Below are 17,968 nucleotides of genomic sequence, written 5' to 3'. Positions count from 1 at the left end.
AACTGCGAAGCAGCCCCAGTAAGCCGTATGCGGTGTATCAGATACTCCGTAGCGTCTGGTTTTAGGGCTGCTTCGCAGCCCAGCGCGGGGCAAGCCCGCTCGCCACGGGGGAGTTCGTCAGTTTCTGAAAGTTGTGTAGATACCTATGCTGCGATGAGGCCGGGCCTGACACTCCAGATCACCCGCCATACTCCGGCCGCCCAGCCAGCCCTTCCTTCAGGTAATCCACCAACTTGCGCACCTTCGGCGACAAATGCCGCTGCTGCGGATACAGCGCCCACACTGCGGTATTTGGCGGTTGATGGGCCTCAAGCAGTGAAACCAGCGCCCCGCTGTGCAAGTGCTCCAGCACGTAATAATCCGGCAGCTGACACAACCCCACCCCCTGCAACGCCGCATCCAGCACTGCCTGCCCACTGTTGCAGCGCCAGTTTCCCTGCACCCTTTGGGAGAATTCGCGCCCATCCTGGGCCAATTGCCAAATATCCGAGCTGCCGATCAGGCAGTTATGCCGGCTCAGTTCCGACAAGCTATGTGGGCGTCCATACCTTTCCAGGTACGACGGCGACGCGCACAGATACATGCGCCGCGGTGCCAGGCGGCTGGCGACCATTCGCGAGTCCTGCAGGCGCCCCAGGCGAATCGCCAGGTCCAGGCCTTCATGCACCAGGTCGAGCGGGCGGTTGCTCAGTTCGATATCCACCCGCAATTGCGGATACAGCCCCATGAAGCGTGTAACCAGTGGCACGATAAAACGTTCGCCATAGGCCACCGCGCAGGTCATGCGCAACATACCCTTGGGCTCGCTGGTCAGGTCGCCCACGGCGCGCAAGGCTTCTTCGCGCCCGTCTTGCAGGCGCTGGCAATGCTGGAGGAAGGTCTGGCCGGCCTCGGTCAGCGTCACCCGCCGGGTACTGCGATAGAGCAAGCGGGTTTGCAGGCGCTCCTCCAGGCGTGCCACCTGGCGGCTGATATGCGACGAAGACACTCCAAGGCGTTCTGCCGCGGCGGTGAACTGGCTGCATTCGGCCACGGCGACGAATTCATCGATGCCTTCCCAGCGGTTCTCCAGCATGCAGATTGTCCCTGTATGGCAATAATGTTTTGCTTTTGCCTGGATTATTAATCAGTGGGCCATGTTTTACACTGCCCGTCTCACTTTTCAAGCCCCTGGAGAAACTCGGATGATCAAGTCACGCGCCGCTGTCGCCTTTGAAGCCAAGAAACCGCTGGAGATCGTGGAAGTGGATGTGGCCATGCCCAAGGCTGGCGAAGTCCTGCTGCGTGTGGTCGCTTCCGGGGTTTGCCATACCGATGCCTACACCCTGTCGGGCGCCGATCCTGAAGGTATTTTCCCGTCGATCCTGGGCCACGAAGGCGGCGCAGTGGTCGAAGCCATTGGCGAGGGTGTGACCTCGGTAGCGGTGGGTGACCACGTGATCCCGCTGTACACCCCGGAATGTGGCAAGTGCAAGTTCTGCCTGTCGGGCAAGACCAACCTGTGCCAGGCCATCCGCGCAACCCAGGGCAAAGGTCTGATGCCGGACGGCACCACGCGTTTTTCCTACAAGGGTCAGCCGATTTTCCACTACATGGGGACTTCGACCTTTTCCGAGTACACCGTGCTGCCGGAAATCTCCGTGGCCAAGATTCCTAAAGAAGCCCCGCTGGAAAAAGTCTGCCTGCTGGGTTGTGGTGTCACCACTGGCATCGGTGCGGTGATCAACACCGCCAAGGTCAAGCCAGGCGATACCGTTGCCATCTTCGGCCTGGGCGGGATTGGCTTGTCGGCTGTGATCGGCGCGGTGAAAGCCAAGGCCGGTCGTATCATCGCCATCGATATCAACCCGGCCAAGTTCGAGATTGCCAAGCAACTGGGCGCCACCGATTGCATCAACCCGAAAGACTACGATCGCCCGATTCAGGATGTGATTGTCGATTTGACCGACGGCGGCGTGGACTTTTCCTTCGAGTGCATTGGCAATGTACAACTGATGCGCGCCGCACTTGAGTGCTGCCACAAAGGCTGGGGCGAGTCGGTGATCATCGGTGTCGCCGGTGCCGGTCAGGAAATTGCCACCCGTCCGTTCCAATTGGTGACCGGCCGCGTCTGGCGCGGTTCGGCATTCGGTGGCGTGCGTGGCCGCAGCGAGTTGCCAAGCTACGTGGAAATGGCCCAGACCGGCGAAATCCCCCTGGATACCTTCATCACCCACACCATGGGCCTGGAAGATATCAACAAGGCTTTCGACCTGATGCATGAAGGCAAGAGCATTCGCACCGTCATCCATTTCTGAGGTCGGCCATGAGTCTGGAAAACCTGTCATGCCAGAAGAGTTTCGGCGGCTGGCACAAGCGTTACAAGCATCATTCCGAAGTGCTGGACTGCGATATGACCTTCGCCGTCTACCTGCCGCCCCAGGCGGAGCAGGGCGGCAAGCTGCCGGTGTTGTACTGGCTGTCGGGGCTGACCTGTACCGATGAAAACTTCATGCAGAAGGCTGGCGCGCATCGTGTGGCGGCCGAGCTGGGAATGATCATCGTCGCGCCGGATACCAGCCCTCGTGGGCCGGGTGTGCCGGGGGATCCGGACAACGCCTGGGACTTTGGCCTGGGTGCCGGGTTCTACCTGAATGCCACGCAGGAACCTTGGAGCAAGCATTATCGGATGCACGACTATGTCGTGCAGGAATTGCCGGCGTTGGTTGAAGCGCATTTCCCGGCTTGCGACAAGCGCGGCATCAGTGGCCACTCCATGGGCGGGCACGGTGCGTTGGTGTGTGCCTTGCGCAATCCGGGGCGCTATCAGTCGGTGTCGGCCTTTTCGCCCATCAATAATCCGATGGATTGCCCTTGGGGCCAAAAAGCCTTTTCTCGCTACCTGGGGGAAGAGCGCTCCAAGTGGCGCGAATGGGACGCCTGCGTGCTGATCAGCGAAGCCTCGCAAAAGCTGCCACTGCTGGTGGATCAGGGCGATCGCGACGACTTCCTGGCCACCCAACTCAAGCCCGAGGCCTTGTTGCAGGCTGCCAAGGCGGCGGGCCATCCGCTGGAGCTGCGCCTGCAACCGGGCTATGACCACAGCTACTTCTTTATCGCCAGCTTCATCGAGGACCACTTGCGTCATCATGGACGTGCTTTGCTCGGTTAATGTCCGGCAAAAGTAGGTAGAATCACGCCCTGAATTAAATCGGGGCGTTTTTTATGCGTATTGGCCACGGCTATGATGTGCACCGTTTCGCCGAAGGCGACTTCATCACCCTGGGCGGCGTGCGCATTGCGCACCACCATGGGTTGCTGGCTCATTCCGACGGCGACGTTGTGCTGCATGCCTTGAGCGATGCCTTGCTCGGCGCAGCGGCGTTGGGGGATATCGGCAAACACTTTCCGGACACCGACCCCACTTTCAAGGGCGCGGACAGCCGCGTGCTGCTGCGGCATGTGGTCGGCCTGATCCATGCCAAAGGCTGGAAGGTCGGCAATGTCGATAACACCATCGTTGCCCAGGCGCCAAAGATGGCGCCGCATATCGAATCGATGCGCGCCGTGATTGCCGCCGACCTGCAAATAGAACTGGATCAAGTCAACGTGAAAGCCACCACTACCGAAAAGCTCGGGTTTACGGGTCGTGAAGAGGGCATCGCGGTGCACTCCGTCGCCTTGTTGTTGCGCGCATGAACGACCTGCAATTGTTGGGCCCTAGGGCCTATGGCGAGGCACTGGGCAGTGCGGTGCTCAAGGCCACGGCCGAAGATTTTCAAGTGGATGAAGTGCTGGATATCCCGCTGACTGGCGAGGGTGAGCACCTGTGGTTGTGGGTCGAAAAGCGCGGGCTGAACACTGAAGAGGCTGCGCGGCGCATTGCCAAGGCGGCCGGTGTGCCGTTGCGCACTGTCAGCTATGCCGGCCTCAAGGATCGCCAGGCGCTGACGCGCCAGTGGTTCAGCGTGCAGTTACCGGGCAAGGCCGATCCCGACTTGAGCGCGGCGCAAAACGACACCCTGAAGATTCTCAAGACCGCTCGCCACAAACGCAAGTTGCAGCGTGGTGCACATTCGGCCAACGGTTTTACCCTGCGCCTGACCCAACTGGCGGGCGACCAGGCTGCTATCGATGCGCGCCTGCAATTGATCGCCAAGCACGGGATTCCCAATTATTTCGGCTCCCAGCGCTTTGGCCACAACGGCGGCAATGTTGTCGATGCCCGCGACTGGGCGGCCCGCAAGGCGCTGCCGGAGCAACGCAATGTGCGTTCGCGCCTGCTGTCGACGGCGCGCAGTTTTGTGTTCAATAAAGTGTTGGCGGCGCGGGTTGCCGATGGTTCGTGGCAGCGGGCCCAGGTCGGTGACCTGCTGGCATTCACCGATAGCCGCAGCTTTTTCCCGGCGGGGGAGGCGGAGTGCAGCGATCCACGCCTGGCGATCCTCGACCTGCATCCCACCGGCCCGCAATGGGGTGAAGGCGATTCGCCCGCCACTGGCGCCACCCATGCACTGGAACAAGCGGTTGCTGCGAGCGAGGCGGACCTGTGCGATTGGCTGGCCAAAGCCGGCATGAGCCAGGAACGTCGCATTCTGCGACTGCCCATTGGCGGGTTGACGTGGCATTATCCCGAGACTGACATTCTGCAATTGGAATTCGTCCTGCCGGCCGGATGCTTCGCCACTGTCTTGGTGCGCGAGCTTGTTGATCTGGTGCCGGTGGGGCAGACGGACAGCCCATGCGTATTCTGATATCTAACGACGACGGGGTCACCGCACCCGGCCTTGCCGCGCTTCATGCTGCGCTGGCGGATTACGCCGAGTGCGTGGTGGTTGCCCCCGACCAGGACAAAAGCGGCGCCAGCAGTTCGCTGACGCTCGACCGTCCCTTGCACCCGCAGACGCTGGCCAACGGCTTTATCAGCGTCAATGGCACGCCGACCGATTGCGTGCACCTGGCGATCAACAGCTTGCTGGCCGATGAGCCGGACCTGGTTGTTTCCGGGATCAACCTGGGCGCCAACCTGGGCGATGACGTGTTGTACTCCGGCACTGTGGCGGCGGCCCTTGAAGGGCGCTTCCTGGGGCGCACGGCTTTCGCTTTTTCGCTGGCGTCGCGGCAGGTGGATAACCTGGCGACCGCTGCGTATTTTGCGCGCAGGCTGGTCGAGGCCCACGGCACGCTGGTGCTACCGCCGCGTACGGTGCTCAACGTCAATATCCCCAATCTGCCCCTGGACCATATTCGCGGTATCCAGTTGACCCGCCTGGGCCATCGCGCGCGCGCGGCGGCACCGTTGAAAGTGGTCGATCCCCGTGGCAGGGAAGGCTACTGGATTGCCGCAGCGGGCGACGCCGAGGATGGCGGACCGGGCACGGACTTTCATGCGGTGATGCAAGGTTATGTTTCGATTACCCCGTTACAACTTGATCGCACATTCAATGATGCCTTCGGTGGGCTCGATCCCTGGTTGGAGGGGCTGCGCTGATGGCTCGTGAACAGGACGACCTGTTGCGCCGTGGCATCGGCATGACTTCCCAACGCACCCGTGAGCGTTTGATCCAGCGGCTTTACGAAGAGGGTCTGTCCAACGCCCAGGTGCTGGAAGTCATCCGCCGTACCCCGCGCCACCTGTTTGTCGATGAGGCCCTGGCCCATCGTGCCTACGAAGATACCGCGTTGCCCATTGGCCACAACCAGACCATCTCCCAGCCCTATATGGTGGCGCGGATGAGCGAGTTGCTGTTGGCTGCGGGTCCTTTGGACAAAGTGCTGGAGATTGGTACGGGGTCCGGGTACCAGACGGCCGTGCTCTCGCAATTGGTCGAGCGGGTGTTTTCCGTCGAGCGGATCAAGGTCTTGCAGGACCGGGCCAAGGAGCGCCTGGTGGAGCTGAACCTGCGCAACGTTGTGTTTCGCTGGGGGGATGGCTGGGAAGGCTGGCCGGCATTGGCGCCCTACAACGGCATCATCGTGACGGCCGTCGCCACCGATGTGCCCCAGGCACTCCTCGATCAACTGGCACCGGGTGGGCGCCTGGTGATACCGGTGGGCTCGGGCGAAGTGCAGCAGTTGATGTTGATCGTGCGCGAAGAAGAAGGTTTTTCCCGGCATGTCCTGGGAGCGGTGCGTTTCGTTCCGTTACTTAATGGGCCGCTGGCCTGATCATTTGTCACGGCGCACTGAATTCTATTGCTGGGTATGTGTCTTACAGCGGGGTTCATTGAGTCAACATCAAGTTGGGTAGTTTATAAACGAGATGAATTTTTCGTTTCTACCTTGTTGCCGGTTAAAGTCTGGCAGCCAGTTATACTTGCGACATATTTCAAGCCTGATACAGGCGTTCATGTTTCAGCCACCACAAAGGGAGCGGCGGGTGAGTCTCACAGTCATTGCGCAGCGTATGAGTAAAACGAGCTTTCAGCGACTGGTGATTGGCCTTGTCTTGAGTTCCTTGCTGGCTGCCTGCTCCAGCACAGGTAGCGGCGCGCGGGTTGTCGACCGCAATAGCGCAGCACCGCAACGGCCTACGGTGACCACCGGGCAATACGTGGTGCGCAAGGGCGATACGATGTTCTCGATCGCCTTCCGTTATGGCTGGGACTACAAGGCGCTCGCAGCGCGTAACAATATTCCTGTGCCCTATACGATACATCCGGGGCAGACCATCCGTTTCGATGGACGCACGGGTTCGGCACCCACGGCAGTTGTGACAAAATCCGGTTCCTCGGCTTCTTCTTCCAGCAAGACTACGGTCTTCACCCGGCCTGCAGGTACCGTTGCGCCTAAGGTTGCGAGCAAGCCGGCACCCGCGCCGTTGCCGCCTGCGGGGCCTGCGCCGACCGGTTGGGGATGGCCCTCAAATGGCATCCTGATTGGAAAATTCTCTTCAAACGGTAGTTTGAATAAAGGCATTGATATCGCCGGGGATTTGGGACAGCCTGTTTTAGCTGCGTCTGATGGGACCGTTGTATACGCCGGGAGTGGTTTACGGGGCTACGGCGAATTGGTCATCATCAAACACAGCGATACCTACGTCAGTGCCTACGGTCATAACCGCAGGTTGTTGGTTCGGGAGGGGCAGCAGGTCAAAGTCGGACAGACAATTGCCGAAATGGGGTCGACTGGTACAGACCGGGTGAAACTGCACTTTGAGATTCGCCGCCAGGGTAAACCTGTAGATCCACTGCAATTCCTACCCCGGCGTTGATGTGTTGTCAGCCTGTTCCCTCACGTAGAAGGAACAGGCTCCAGCGTTGCCAAGGATAAAGGCGTCGCTTGAGCTTGAGGTCGAACTCACCAAAGGACTATAACAATGGCTCTCAGTAAAGAAGCGCCGGAGTTTGACATCGACGATGAGGTTCTCCTTATGGAGACCGGCATCGGTACGGAATCGATGTCGAATGAGGGACCCGCTGTACCTTCAGTTCGTACCAAGTCCAAAAACTCCACAGCGTTAAAACAGCATAAGTATATTGATTACACCCGGGCGCTCGATGCTACCCAGTTGTACCTCAATGAAATCGGCTTTTCCCCCTTGCTCACTCCCGAAGAAGAAGTCCATTTTGCGCGACTGTCGCAAAAGGGTGATCCGGCTGGGCGCAAACGCATGATTGAAAGCAACCTGCGCCTGGTGGTGAAAATCGCCCGACGCTACGTCAATCGTGGGCTGTCCCTGTTGGACCTGATCGAAGAAGGCAACCTCGGTCTGATCCGGGCCGTGGAGAAGTTTGACCCAGAGCGCGGTTTTCGCTTCTCGACCTACGCCACGTGGTGGATTCGCCAGACCATCGAGCGTGCAATCATGAATCAGACCCGGACCATCCGGCTGCCGATTCATGTCGTCAAGGAGTTGAACGTGTACCTGCGGGCGGCACGTGAACTCACCCAGAAACTTGATCATGAACCTTCGCCTGAAGAGATCGCCAACCTGCTGGAAAAACCGGTGGGAGAGGTCAAACGCATGCTGGGTCTTAATGAGCGTGTGTCTTCGGTCGATGTCTCGCTGGGTCCGGACTCGGATAAAACCCTGCTGGACACCCTGACGGATGACCGACCAACGGATTCGTGCGAGCTGTTGCAGGACGATGACTTGTCACAGAGCATCGACCAATGGCTTTCAGAGTTGACGGACAAGCAGCGTGAGGTGGTGATTCGCCGCTTTGGCCTGCGTGGCCATGAAAGCAGCACCCTGGAAGATGTAGGCCTGGAAATCGGCTTGACCCGTGAGCGGGTGCGGCAGATCCAGGTGGAGGGTCTCAAGCGCTTGCGGGAGATCCTGGAGAAGAATGGTCTGTCGAGCGAGTCGTTGTTTCAATAACGACGCTTGAGCCAATGTGGGAGCGGGCTTGCTCGCGAATGCGCAGTATCAGTCGACAGATGTACCGACTGATCCACTGCATTCGCGGGCAAGCCCGCTCCCACATTTTTTTGTGCTCGACCATAACGACCGAATGGCGGGCATAAAAAAACCCCGCTTTTAAGGGCGGGGTTCTTTCGACTGAGTCAGTACAAGTTAGATAACTTGAACTTCTTCAGCTTGCATGCCTTTCTGACCGCGGGTAGCGATGAAAGAAACCTGTTGGCCTTCTTTCAGGCTTTTGAAGCCGTCGGATTGGATAGCTTTGAAGTGAACGAACAGGTCGTCACCGGATTGTGGAGTGATGAAGCCGAAGCCTTTTTCATCGTTGAACCACTTAACGGTACCAGTTTGGCGATTAGACATGGTGTATCTCCTTGGACAAAGTTAACTGCGACTCAGGAAAAGCCCTGGCCGAGACTGAGTGCAAAGAGCAGGAAAAATTCTTGGAGATGGTTGGATCGAAATTCAACATATCGTGTAGAGATTCTCAGTGACACAAGCAGCACAGTGGCGCCACCTTAACCCTTTTTCCGGAACGTGCCAATGGTATTTCCGAAGGTTTCTCTATTTTCGTGACTGGCGGTGCCTTTTACAGGCCTGCGGCCCTTTGATTCCGGGGCAGGGCTCGCCCCGCACGGCTGACAGTGACCGGGCTCAACTTAATCAAGAAAAACCCCCGCGTCCTTTGAACCGCGAGGCCAGCCCCGGTAAGATGCCCAACAGAATTTTCCACCTCGCTATTCAGGACACCCGCCATGAGCATCAAATCGGACAAGTGGATTCGCCGCATGGCGCAAGAGCACGGCATGATCGAACCCTTCGTCGAGCGCCAGATGCGCGGTGAGGGCGCCGAACGCCTGATTTCGTTCGGGGTTTCCAGCTACGGCTACGATGTGCGTTGCGCCGATGAATTCAAGGTGTTCACCAACATCAACTCGGCCACCGTCGATCCGAAAAACTTCGATGAAAAGAGCTTCGTCGATGTGAAGAGCGATGTGTGCATCATCCCGCCTAACTCCTTCGCCCTGGCGCGCACTGTCGAGTTTTTCCGCATCCCGCGTAATGTCCTGACCATCTGCCTGGGCAAGAGCACCTACGCGCGCTGCGGCATCATCGTCAACGTGACGCCGCTCGAGCCGGAATGGGAAGGCCACGTGACCCTGGAGTTCTCCAACACCACCACCTTGCCCGCCAAGATCTACGCCAACGAAGGCGTGGCGCAGATGCTGTTCTTCGAATCCGATGAAGAGTGCGAAGTGTCCTATAAGGACCGTGGCGGCAAGTACCAGGGCCAGCGCGGCGTCACTCTGCCACGCACCTGATCGAAACGTCTTACAGAGCAAGGGAATTTGTCAGCGGGCAGGCACTCTATTGGGTGTACTGCCTCGGCGCGTGCACAGCGCGCCGAGCCACGCTTGAGGAGTACCCTATGAAGATCGACCCGCGAATCAGCGCCGAACTTGCCCGGCTTGAACCCAACCAGATTGGTGTTCTGGCCTGGTCCTTGATGGCCGACCCCGCCGCTGGCGGCATCCCTGGCCAGCCTGACCCCGATACCCCGGAACAACCTACCGAACCTGGCGTACCGACCCTGCCGGACGAGCCACCACCCGCGCCTGTGGCTTGATACCTGTGGCGAGCGGGCTTGCCCCGCGCTGGGCTGCGCAGCAGCCCTGAAACCAGACACCGCAGTTCACCTGGATAAATGCGGCGAAGTTATCTGGACTGTGGCAAGCCCGCTCGCCACAACCACAACCAGGCCAGAGTCTGAACAACCCTTTCGCCAGGCCTCAGCGTTGTGCGCTGTTTATTTCAGGTTGCCACTCAAAAACTGCTGCAATCGCGCGCTTTTCGGGTGGTCCAGCACCTCTTGCGGGGTGCCTTCTTCTTCCACCAGGCCTTGATGCAAAAACAGCACCTGGCTCGATACCTTGCGCGCAAAACTCATCTCATGGGTCACCATGATCATGGTCCGCCCCTCTTCAGCCAAACCCTGGATCACCTTCAATACTTCGCCGACCAGTTCCGGGTCGAGGGCCGACGTTGGCTCGTCGAACAGCATCACCTCCGGCTCCATCGCCAGGGCGCGTGCGATAGCTACCCGCTGCTGCTGGCCACCCGACAGGAACGCCGGGTACTGGTCCGCTACCCGTGCCGGCAGCCCAACCTTGTCCAGATAACGCCTGGCGCGGTCCTCGGCGTCCTTTTTGCTACACCCCAAGACCCTGCGGGGGGCCATGGTGATGTTCTCCAGCACGCTCATATGGCTCCATAGGTTGAAGTGCTGGAACACCATCGCCAGGCGGGTACGCAGGCGCTGTAACTCGGCCTCGTCGGCCACGCGCATACCATGGCGGTCGCCGACCATGCGGATCGGCTGGCCATCTAGGCTCATGGCGCCGTCATTGGGTTGTTCAAGGAAATTGATGCAACGCAGGAAGGTGCTTTTCCCCGAACCGCTGGCGCCGATCAGGCTGATCACATCACCGCTTTTGGCCTTTAGCGAAACCCCTTTGAGCACTTCATGGTCGCCATAGCGTTTATGCAGGCCTTCAACGGTCAATTTGTACATGGGGCGTGCATCCTCAAGGCGATAGTAAATAGCCACTGCGATAGGGCGTATGTCCGGCGACATGGGCAATCACCATGCCGGCCGTGGCCATGCGCCGCAGCGACCGGGCATACAGGAGGCCGGCGTACCGGCAATGAATGGGGCTGACGCGGTCGTGAATGGGGTCGATGACTTCGGCGACCAACTGCCCGGCCTCGAGGTATTCCCCTGGCAGCGCGTGAAACACCAGCAGGCCGCCCACAGGGGTGGTCACCGGCTCGACGGCGGCAAGCGGCGTGGCGGGGTAGGGCAACCCGGGTAGGGGCGCAGGTTCGCCGCTAATGGCGCCAAAGTGCATCAGGTAGTCGATGATCGCCTGACAGTCGAGGCTGGCCAGGCCGTGATTGACATCACCCTGGCCGCGCAACTCCAGGGTCACCGAAAAGCTGCCCAGGGGAATCGCGAAGCGTTGGCCAAACCGTTGCTGCAACTGCCACCAGAGCAGGGTGAAACACTCATCGAAGGACTGCCCGCCGGAATCGGTGGCCAGCAGGCTGGCTTCGGCGCCGATGTAGCGGGCCAACGGCTCGACCTGGGGCCAGGCCTCGGGTGTGGTGTACAGATGGGCGACGGCTTCGAAGTCGCAATGCAGGTCCAGCACCATATCGGCATCACAGGCCAGGCGTTGCAGCACAAGTCGCTGGGATTGCAGTTGCGTGGTGGGTATATGGCGGTCGAGAGCCTGGCGCAGGCTCTCGCGGATCAATGCGACGTTAAGCCGTGGATCATCCCCCAGCAGGCCTTCGACCTGATTGCCAACCTCTTCACTGAGGTCGATAAACAGACGATTGAAGTTCTGCCCGCTCTCCAGCTCGTAGCGGCCCAGGGGAATATCCATCAATACCTGTTCCAGGCCTACCGGGTTGGCGACGGGCACCAGCACGATTTCGCTACGCAGGCGGCCGGCAGTGGCCAGTTCCGCCAGGCGCGCCTTCAAGTGCCAGGCCACCAGCATGCCGGGCAACTCGTCGGCGTGCAGCGAGGACTGGATATAGATTTTTCCTTCGGCCTGCTCTGGCCCGAAGTGGAAGCTGTGGATCTGCCGTGCGGTGCCGGGCACCGGTGCGAGGATGGGGTGAATCTGTTGCCGCATAGGGGCTCCTTAATGACCAGGCCCGAGAAAGGCCAGCCAGCGACGCTCCGCCAGACGAAACAGACCGACCAGGGCAAACGTCACGGTCAGGTAGATCAGCGCAGCGATACCAAACGATTGGAACGTGAGGAAGGTGGCCGAGTTGGCGTCCCGGGCCACTTTGAGGATGTCCGGGATCGTCGCGGTAAAGGCCACCGTCGTCGAGTGCAGCATCAGGATCACTTCATTACTGTAGTACGGCAATGAACGACGCAGGGCCGAGGGCATGATCACGTAGGCATACAGTTTCCAGCCGCTCAGGCCATAAGCTTTCGCCGCCTCGACCTCACCGTGGGCCATGCTGCGGATGGCCCCGGCGAAGATTTCCGTGGTGTAGGCGCAGGTGTTGAGGGCAAACGCAAGCAGGGTGCAGTTCATTGCGTCGCGAAAAAACGCATCCAGCACCGGCTGGGCACGAATGGCAGCCAGGCTGTAGATGCCGGTGTAGCAAATCAGCAACTGGATGTAGAGCGGCGTGCCGCGAAACAGGTAGGTGTAAAACTGCACCGGCCAGCGCACCCAGCGGTTGGGCGAGACGCGGGCGATGGATAACGGGATCGACACCACGAAACCGATGCAGAGCGAAGCCGTGAGCAACCACATCGTCATGGCCAGGCCCGTTATGTGGTTGCCGTCGCTGTAGAGGAAGGGGCGCCAGTATTCCTGCAAGAGTTCGATCATCGCACCGCCTCCCGAACGCCTGCCGCGTAACGGGTTTCCAGCCTGCGCAGGACGAAGTTTGATGCGCTGGTGATGGCCAGGTAGATCAAGGCCGCGACCACCAGGAAAAAGAACAACTGATAGGTACTTTTGCCCGCATCCTGGGCGGCCTTGACCACGTCGGCCAGGCCGATGATCGACACCAGTGCCGTGGCCTTGAGCATCACCATCCAGTTATTGCCGATACCCGGTAGGGCAAAGCGCATCATTTGCGGGAAGGTCACGTAGCGAAAGCGCTGCCGGCGTGAGAGGCCATAAGCCGTGGCGGCCTCCAACTGGCCGCGGGGCACGGCGAGGATCGCACCGCGGAACGTCTCGGTGAAATACGCACCGTAGATAAAACCCAGGGTAATCACCCCGGCGCCGAATGGGTTGATCTCGATGTATTCCCATTCCATGTAGTCGGTGAAGCTGGTCAGCCAGGTTTGCAGGCTGTAGAAAATCAGCAGCATCAGCACCAGATCCGGCACGCCGCGAATCAGGGTGGTGTAGAGCTGGGCGGGGATGCGCAACAGCGCCACGCTCGACAACTTGGCGCTGGCCCCGAGCAGGCCCAGCACGACGCTGACGGCCAGGGACAGCACCGACAACTTGATGGTCATCCAGGTGCCTTGCAGCAATAGCGGGCCAAACCCTTGCAGGCTGAACGCGCCAAGCCCGAGGGTCTGCAGCAGGTCTTCAAACATGGGGTATGCCCTTGGCCATCGATAGTGCGCCCACCCCTTGGCGGAGTGGGCGCCGCAGCATTACTTGCCGCTGTACAGGTTCAGATCGCCAAAGTGTTTTTTCTGGATGGTGGCGTAGGTGCCATCATCGTGTAACGCTTTGATACCTTTATCCAAGAGGGCTTTCAGCTCTTTGTTACCTTTTGCGATGCCCACGGCGGTCTTGGAGGGCAGCATTTCGCTGTCTACCGGCTTGCTGACTTCGTAGTCCGCGCCTTGCGGCGACTTCAAAAAGCCCAGCTCGGCTTGCAGCATGTCCTGGATCGATGCATCAAGGCGGCCCGAGGTCAGGTCGGCATACACCTGGTCCTGGTTCTGGTAGGCCTGGGTTTTTACCCCGGCTTTGTCCAGCACGGCCTTGGCATAGGCTTCCTGGATGGTGCCTTGCTCATAACCCACGGTCTTGCCTTTGAGCGACGCAATATCTTCGCTCAGGCCGGCGCCTTTCTTGAACACGTAGGAAGTGGGGCCGGAAAACAGCTCGCTGGAGAAGTCGATAACCTTCTCGCGGGCCGGGGTCACGGTCATCGACGAAATCACGCCCTCGAACTTCTTGGCTTTGAGGCCCGGGATCATGCCGTCAAAGTCGCTTTCTACCCATTTGCACTTGACCTTCAGCTGCGCACAAATGGCGTTGCCCAGGTCGATATCGAAGCCCACCAGGCTACCGTCGGCGGCCTTGGATTCAAACGGCGCGTAGGAAGGGTCCACACCAAAACGCAATTCTTTGTATTCCTTGGCCAGGGCGGTACCGGCGGCCATGCACAGAGCGAGTGCAGAAAGGGTCAGCAATGCTTTTTTCATTATGTAATCCCTGGAAACCACGATAAGCGCTTGTGGCGCGATTAGGACTGTTACTGAACGGGGTCAGGCAAATCGCAAGTAGCAATTTCTGCACCATAGTTCCGAACGGTCTTTTTAATAGGTGGGATTACGCGAAGGGTAATGTGGTCAGCGCACGATATCGGGCGCTACATAGCTTCAGCACCATTGCAGTGCAGCTTGATCATCAATGGCAGGAGCTGGCATGCCAGCTCCTGCATCGGGTTATTTCCCCGGGACCAGCGTCAATCGGGTCTTGCCGTACGCCTTGTCAAAGTTCTGTGGTTGCATCGGGAAGCTCAAGTACTGCGCCTTGAGCCACGGATCGATGCCATTGGCATAGTACGGGCTGGCAGGGTTGCCGGATTGGCCGATACCGCCCTGGCCCATCATGGGTTCTACCTGGCCGAAATCCACAATCATGCGCATGGCCTGGACTTGGGTGGTGGCGAAATCCTGCCCCCAGTTGTAGGGCGCAGCGTTCAACGTAGTGTGATCACCACCTGCCGCCAACGGGCCACGCAAGGTTTGGCCACTGCTGGTTTTCCAGGTGTAGCTGTGCAGTTTGCCCCATTGCCAGGCCTTGTGATCTGCACCCAACAAGCTGTCGCCGGCGGTGATTGCTGCGACCAGGCTGCGGGCGAGGATCGCCGGTTTGTCTTCTTTTTGCGCCGTGCGCAGGTCGTCCCAGAATGGGCTGTCTTCACGTCCCAACAGATGGTCGGCCTGGGCGGCGTAGGACAGGTTGGCGTTGCTGACAAACGCTTTCCAGGTGGCGCTGGTTTCCGGGCCCAGTTCATCGAGGAAAATCTGCTTGGCGCTTTCCTGCAGGAACAGTTGGTAGATCGCAGCATCGCTCGACGTGGCTGCCAGGCGCCCGTCGAACGCCATCAGTCGGCTCAGGGCCTCCTGGGCCTTGGCCCGATCGGCGGCAGGCAGGGCATCGATCGCCTGTTTCAGTGGCAGAGCCATACCCGGTGCCTGGAACATGCCTTTGAGCTTGGCAGCGAACAGCGTGGTCTGGTCGTACTGCATGGCAATCACGCTACGGTTGTCGTGTTTGCCGTTGCCGGCCAGTTGCGCCAGGCGTTCGCTGCGTTCGGGTGCGGCCCAGGAGTTGGACAGTTGCATGCCATAGCCGTGGGGCACGGTGCGTTGGTTGGCGGTGCCGACCCAACCTTGTGGCGGGTCCTGGTCATAGGGGTGCAGCATCGCGTCGGCGTAGCCATCCCAGTCAAAGCGCCCGTCCCAGCCTGGCGACGGTAGCAGGCCTTCGCCTTCGCGGCGGTTGGGGAAGCGCCCGGTGACCTGCCAGCCAATATTGCTGGCGTCGGCGAACACCATGTTCAGGGGGATGGCACGAATCTCACGGCTGGCGTCCGAGGCTTTTTCCACGTTCTGCGCCCGGGACAGGTCGAAAAACGCATCCAGGCTCTTGTCATCCTTGAAGTTGGCGGTTTGCAGGGCCAGGCCGTAGCCGCTGGTCAGCGACTGGGCGCTGTTGAGCAGCGGCCCGTGGCGGGTTTCGTACACTGTTTCGCGAATCGGCCGCTGGCCCTTGGCGAAGAAGGTTTCGTTACGCACGATGGCCGGCACCCATTTGCCATTGTGCTCGTAGTACAGCGCGCTGCCCTGGCGTCTGACCTTCTCCAGGAACAGGTCCTGGGTATCGCCGGAGACCTGGCTCATGCTCCAGGCCACCTTGCCATTGAAGCCGGATAGCAGCGTAGGTACCCCGGCAATCGACACCCCGGCCGCCTGGTATTTCGGTGCGCGGATTTGTACGAATGTCCACAGGGACGGTGCCTGCATCGGCGTCGACAGGTCGTTCGCCAGCAGGCTGCGGCCACTGCGGCTGCGTTGCGGGGCGATGGCCCAGTTGCTGGCGGTGGAAACCCCAAGGGTGTTGAGGCTGCCCAGGCGCTCGTTGATGCTGGTGAGCGTGGCAAGGCCGGGAATCTGCCCGAGGTTGACGCCCTTGAGCTTGTCGGCTTCCGCCGCAGGCAGAGGTTCGTCCGGGTAGCTTGGGGTCAGCCAGGCGAGTTTGTCGGCGCCGACTTTTTGCGCCAACACCAGGGCGGACAACTCTTCCTGCAGGTTGGCCGACTCACTGAAATTGAGCAGGCAGAACAGCAGCGCCGAATCCTCTGGCTTCCAGTATTCGGGCTTGTAGCCGCTCTGGGCCAGGTCTGCCGGCAGCTTGTCGCGGTAGCGGAACAGGTAGGCATTGACCCCGCGGGCATACACTTCGAAGAAGCGCTTGAGGCGCGGTGACGAGGCGTTGTATAGCTCGCTGGCGCTTTTCTTGAGGTTTACCGCGCGCATGAAACGGTCGACATCCAGCACATCCGGCCCGGACATTTCTGCCAGGCGGCCCTGGGCCAGCAGACGCAGGGTGACCATCTGGTTGATCCGATCGCTGGCGTGCACATAACCGAGGGTGAACAGTGCGTCGTGGAAGGTGTTGCTTTCGATCAGCGGCATACCCTGACTGTTGCGCCGCACGGAGACATTTTGCGCCAGGCCCTTGAGCGGCTGTACGCCGGAAACGGGAGGCAGAGTGTCCTGGCTGTTCAGTGACTGGCAACCGGCCAGGCCCAAGGCACTGGCCACTGCCGCGGCAACGCCGAACCGGGGAAGAAAACGTGAGAGGGCTGGCGAGGCCATGGCAAAGCTCCTGCGGGGGGTAGCGTCAGTAAAGGCGCTACGTTAGTGAGCGCGGCGAACCGACGCAAGCGGGAGGCGATGCTAATTTTTTCAAACACTCATAAACCCTTGTAGGAGCCGGCTTGCCGGCGAAAAACTACCAGGCGCCACGCTTATCCAGACCCCGGCGTTTTTGTTGACGATCTTCGCCGGCTAGCCAGTTCCTACAGGGCACGATCAGGATTTCGGCGGGTTGACCTTCTGTACCAAGTCATAGGCCCGCACCGTCGCCGGGCGTTCCTTGATCAGGTTGAACCAGCGATGCAGGTGGGGGAAATCTTCCAGGCGCTGGCTCTGCCATTTGTGGGAAACGATCCACGGGTAGATCGCCATATCGGCAATGCTGTAGGCCTCGCCGGCGACGAAGCTGCGATCGGCCAGGCGCCGGTCCAGCACGCCATAGAGGCGCGCGGTTTCATCGACGTAGCGTTTGATGGCGTAGGGGATCTTTTCCGGGGCGAACTGGCTGAAATGGTGATTCTGCCCGGCCATCGGGCCCAGGCCGCCCATTTGCCAGAACAACCATTGCAGTACTTCCTGGCGAGCGCGCAGGTCCTTGGGCAGGAACTGACCGGTTTTTTCCGCGAGGTACAGCAGGATGGCGCCGGATTCAAACAGGGAAATCGGTGCGCCACCGTCACTCGGATGCTGATCGACAATCGCCGGAATGCGGTTGTTGGGCGCGATCTTCAGGAAGTCTGGCTTGAACTGGTCGCCCTGGCCAATGTTGATCGGGTGCACCTCGTAGGGCAGGCCGGCTTCTTCCAGGAACAACGAAATCTTGTGACCGTTGGGGGTGGTCCAGTAATACAGGTCGATCATGAAGCTCTCCAGGATTGGTGATGCTTGAACGGGCAGGGCGCCCGATGATGTGCCTGTAGGTATAGGTAATGGTCGACTAGGGAAAA

19 protein-coding genes are annotated in these 17,968 nt (G+C 59.9%); 10 read left to right on the top strand and 9 right to left on the bottom strand.

Going from position 1 to position 17,968, the window contains the following annotated elements; all coding sequences use genetic code 11:
* Positions 1–178 precede the first annotated feature (178 nt).
* On the bottom strand, positions 179–1,075 hold the full coding sequence (locus FIV38_RS27490) for a LysR substrate-binding domain-containing protein (protein WP_070995747.1): 897 nt from the start codon (positions 1,073–1,075) through the stop codon (positions 179–181).
* 109 nt (positions 1,076–1,184) lie between these two features.
* Between FIV38_RS27490 and FIV38_RS27485 the strand changes: the two genes are divergently transcribed.
* The 8 genes from FIV38_RS27485 (at position 1,185) to rpoS (ending at position 8,302) form a co-directional block, all read left to right on the top strand.
* On the top strand, positions 1,185–2,297 hold the full coding sequence (locus tag FIV38_RS27485; protein ID WP_029297245.1) for an S-(hydroxymethyl)glutathione dehydrogenase/class III alcohol dehydrogenase: 1,113 nt from the start codon (positions 1,185–1,187) through the stop codon (positions 2,295–2,297).
* Between the two features lie 8 nt (positions 2,298–2,305).
* The gene (fghA, locus tag FIV38_RS27480; RefSeq protein WP_029297243.1) at positions 2,306–3,151 is read left to right on the top strand and encodes an S-formylglutathione hydrolase; all 846 of its coding nucleotides are present in this window, start codon (positions 2,306–2,308) and stop codon (positions 3,149–3,151) included.
* 53 nt (positions 3,152–3,204) lie between these two features.
* Positions 3,205–3,678, top strand: a complete 474-nt coding sequence (ispF, locus tag FIV38_RS27475) for a 2-C-methyl-D-erythritol 2,4-cyclodiphosphate synthase (RefSeq protein WP_029297241.1) — start codon at positions 3,205–3,207, stop codon at positions 3,676–3,678.
* Positions 3,675–4,733 (top strand): tRNA pseudouridine(13) synthase TruD, encoded by a 1,059-nt coding sequence (gene truD / locus FIV38_RS27470; RefSeq protein ID WP_092234018.1) that lies wholly within the window; start codon positions 3,675–3,677, stop codon positions 4,731–4,733. The genes ispF and truD overlap by 4 nt, the downstream gene beginning before the upstream one ends.
* Positions 4,721–5,470 carry a 5'/3'-nucleotidase SurE gene (surE, locus tag FIV38_RS27465; protein ID WP_092234024.1) on the top strand — a complete coding sequence of 250 codons (750 nt, stop codon included), beginning with the start codon at positions 4,721–4,723 and terminating at the stop codon, positions 5,468–5,470. The genes truD and surE overlap by 13 nt, the downstream gene beginning before the upstream one ends.
* 41 nt (positions 5,471–5,511) lie before the next feature.
* Positions 5,512–6,147 carry a protein-L-isoaspartate(D-aspartate) O-methyltransferase gene (locus tag FIV38_RS27460; RefSeq protein WP_169865481.1) on the top strand — a complete coding sequence of 212 codons (636 nt, stop codon included), beginning with the start codon at positions 5,512–5,514 and terminating at the stop codon, positions 6,145–6,147.
* A 211-nt stretch (positions 6,148–6,358) separates the two neighbouring features.
* Positions 6,359–7,192: a peptidoglycan DD-metalloendopeptidase family protein gene (locus FIV38_RS27455; RefSeq protein WP_092234027.1), complete on the top strand. Its 834-nt coding sequence runs from the start codon at positions 6,359–6,361 to the stop codon at positions 7,190–7,192.
* 105 nt (positions 7,193–7,297) lie between these two features.
* On the top strand, positions 7,298–8,302 hold the full coding sequence (gene rpoS / locus FIV38_RS27450) for an RNA polymerase sigma factor RpoS (protein WP_092234030.1): 1,005 nt from the start codon (positions 7,298–7,300) through the stop codon (positions 8,300–8,302).
* 195 nt (positions 8,303–8,497) lie between these two features.
* Here rpoS and FIV38_RS27440 read toward each other — a convergent pair whose 3' ends face one another.
* A complete protein-coding gene (locus FIV38_RS27440) occupies positions 8,498–8,707 on the bottom strand; it encodes a cold-shock protein (RefSeq protein ID WP_002554837.1) in 210 nt (69 codons plus the stop codon).
* Positions 8,708–9,099: 392 nt separating this feature from the next.
* Between FIV38_RS27440 and dcd the strand changes: the two genes are divergently transcribed.
* Both dcd and FIV38_RS27430 read left to right on the top strand, forming a co-directional pair.
* Complete coding sequence (dcd, locus tag FIV38_RS27435; protein WP_003219273.1) at positions 9,100–9,666, top strand: dCTP deaminase; 567 nt, start codon at positions 9,100–9,102, stop codon at positions 9,664–9,666.
* A gap of 107 nt (positions 9,667–9,773) precedes the next feature.
* Positions 9,774–9,971, top strand: coding sequence for a hypothetical protein (locus tag FIV38_RS27430; protein ID WP_029297182.1), 198 nt, complete (start codon positions 9,774–9,776; stop codon positions 9,969–9,971).
* Positions 9,972–10,151: 180 nt separating this feature from the next.
* Here the strand turns inward: FIV38_RS27430 and FIV38_RS27425 are convergent, their stop codons facing one another.
* The 7 genes from FIV38_RS27425 to FIV38_RS27395 form a co-directional block, all read right to left on the bottom strand.
* Positions 10,152–10,916, bottom strand: a complete 765-nt coding sequence (locus tag FIV38_RS27425) for an ABC transporter ATP-binding protein (RefSeq protein ID WP_092234033.1) — start codon at positions 10,914–10,916, stop codon at positions 10,152–10,154.
* 13 nt (positions 10,917–10,929) lie between these two features.
* The gene (locus FIV38_RS27420) at positions 10,930–12,048 is read right to left on the bottom strand and encodes a succinylglutamate desuccinylase/aspartoacylase family protein (RefSeq protein ID WP_092234036.1); all 1,119 of its coding nucleotides are present in this window, start codon (positions 12,046–12,048) and stop codon (positions 10,930–10,932) included.
* A 9-nt stretch (positions 12,049–12,057) separates the two neighbouring features.
* A complete protein-coding gene (locus FIV38_RS27415) occupies positions 12,058–12,768 on the bottom strand; it encodes an ABC transporter permease (protein WP_029297172.1) in 711 nt (236 codons plus the stop codon).
* Positions 12,765–13,493: an ABC transporter permease gene (locus FIV38_RS27410; protein WP_092234039.1), complete on the bottom strand. Its 729-nt coding sequence runs from the start codon at positions 13,491–13,493 to the stop codon at positions 12,765–12,767. The genes FIV38_RS27415 and FIV38_RS27410 overlap by 4 nt, the downstream gene beginning before the upstream one ends.
* A gap of 60 nt (positions 13,494–13,553) precedes the next feature.
* Positions 13,554–14,336 (bottom strand): transporter substrate-binding domain-containing protein, encoded by a 783-nt coding sequence (locus FIV38_RS27405; RefSeq protein ID WP_092234042.1) that lies wholly within the window; start codon positions 14,334–14,336, stop codon positions 13,554–13,556.
* 243 nt (positions 14,337–14,579) lie between these two features.
* The gene (locus tag FIV38_RS27400) at positions 14,580–17,021 is read right to left on the bottom strand and encodes a penicillin acylase family protein (protein WP_092234045.1); all 2,442 of its coding nucleotides are present in this window, start codon (positions 17,019–17,021) and stop codon (positions 14,580–14,582) included.
* Between the two features lie 216 nt (positions 17,022–17,237).
* Entirely contained in the window at positions 17,238–17,882 is a 645-nt protein-coding gene (locus tag FIV38_RS27395; RefSeq protein WP_029297166.1) for a glutathione S-transferase N-terminal domain-containing protein, read from the bottom strand.
* Between the last annotated feature and the right edge of the window lie 86 nt (positions 17,883–17,968).

The organism is Pseudomonas proteolytica (assembly GCF_007858275.1).
GTDB classification, from domain to species: Bacteria; Pseudomonadota; Gammaproteobacteria; order Pseudomonadales; family Pseudomonadaceae; genus Aquipseudomonas; species Aquipseudomonas proteolytica.
This window is presented reverse-complemented; position numbering and strand designations above follow the sequence as displayed.

What these genes read in the sequence shown, in the direction of transcription:
- surE (WP_092234024.1), top strand. Translation starts at nt 4,721, where the DNA reads ATGCGTATTCTGATATCTAACGACGACGGGGTCACCGCACCCGGCCTT.
- FIV38_RS27440 (WP_002554837.1), bottom strand. Translation starts at nt 8,707, where the DNA reads ATGTCTAATCGCCAAACTGGTACCGTTAAGTGGTTCAACGATGAAAAA.
- rpoS (WP_092234030.1), top strand. Translation starts at nt 7,298, where the DNA reads ATGGCTCTCAGTAAAGAAGCGCCGGAGTTTGACATCGACGATGAGGTT.
- FIV38_RS27410 (WP_092234039.1), bottom strand. Translation starts at nt 13,493, where the DNA reads ATGTTTGAAGACCTGCTGCAGACCCTCGGGCTTGGCGCGTTCAGCCTG.
- FIV38_RS27490 (WP_070995747.1), bottom strand. Translation starts at nt 1,075, where the DNA reads ATGCTGGAGAACCGCTGGGAAGGCATCGATGAATTCGTCGCCGTGGCC.
- FIV38_RS27405 (WP_092234042.1), bottom strand. Translation starts at nt 14,336, where the DNA reads ATGAAAAAAGCATTGCTGACCCTTTCTGCACTCGCTCTGTGCATGGCC.
- dcd (WP_003219273.1), top strand. Translation starts at nt 9,100, where the DNA reads ATGAGCATCAAATCGGACAAGTGGATTCGCCGCATGGCGCAAGAGCAC.
- fghA (WP_029297243.1), top strand. Translation starts at nt 2,306, where the DNA reads ATGAGTCTGGAAAACCTGTCATGCCAGAAGAGTTTCGGCGGCTGGCAC.
- FIV38_RS27395 (WP_029297166.1), bottom strand. Translation starts at nt 17,882, where the DNA reads ATGATCGACCTGTATTACTGGACCACCCCCAACGGTCACAAGATTTCG.
- FIV38_RS27420 (WP_092234036.1), bottom strand. Translation starts at nt 12,048, where the DNA reads ATGCGGCAACAGATTCACCCCATCCTCGCACCGGTGCCCGGCACCGCA.
- FIV38_RS27415 (WP_029297172.1), bottom strand. Translation starts at nt 12,768, where the DNA reads ATGATCGAACTCTTGCAGGAATACTGGCGCCCCTTCCTCTACAGCGAC.
- ispF (WP_029297241.1), top strand. Translation starts at nt 3,205, where the DNA reads ATGCGTATTGGCCACGGCTATGATGTGCACCGTTTCGCCGAAGGCGAC.
- truD (WP_092234018.1), top strand. Translation starts at nt 3,675, where the DNA reads ATGAACGACCTGCAATTGTTGGGCCCTAGGGCCTATGGCGAGGCACTG.
- FIV38_RS27485 (WP_029297245.1), top strand. Translation starts at nt 1,185, where the DNA reads ATGATCAAGTCACGCGCCGCTGTCGCCTTTGAAGCCAAGAAACCGCTG.
- FIV38_RS27460 (WP_169865481.1), top strand. Translation starts at nt 5,512, where the DNA reads ATGACTTCCCAACGCACCCGTGAGCGTTTGATCCAGCGGCTTTACGAA.
- FIV38_RS27430 (WP_029297182.1), top strand. Translation starts at nt 9,774, where the DNA reads ATGAAGATCGACCCGCGAATCAGCGCCGAACTTGCCCGGCTTGAACCC.
- FIV38_RS27425 (WP_092234033.1), bottom strand. Translation starts at nt 10,916, where the DNA reads ATGTACAAATTGACCGTTGAAGGCCTGCATAAACGCTATGGCGACCAT.
- FIV38_RS27400 (WP_092234045.1), bottom strand. Translation starts at nt 17,021, where the DNA reads ATGGCCTCGCCAGCCCTCTCACGTTTTCTTCCCCGGTTCGGCGTTGCC.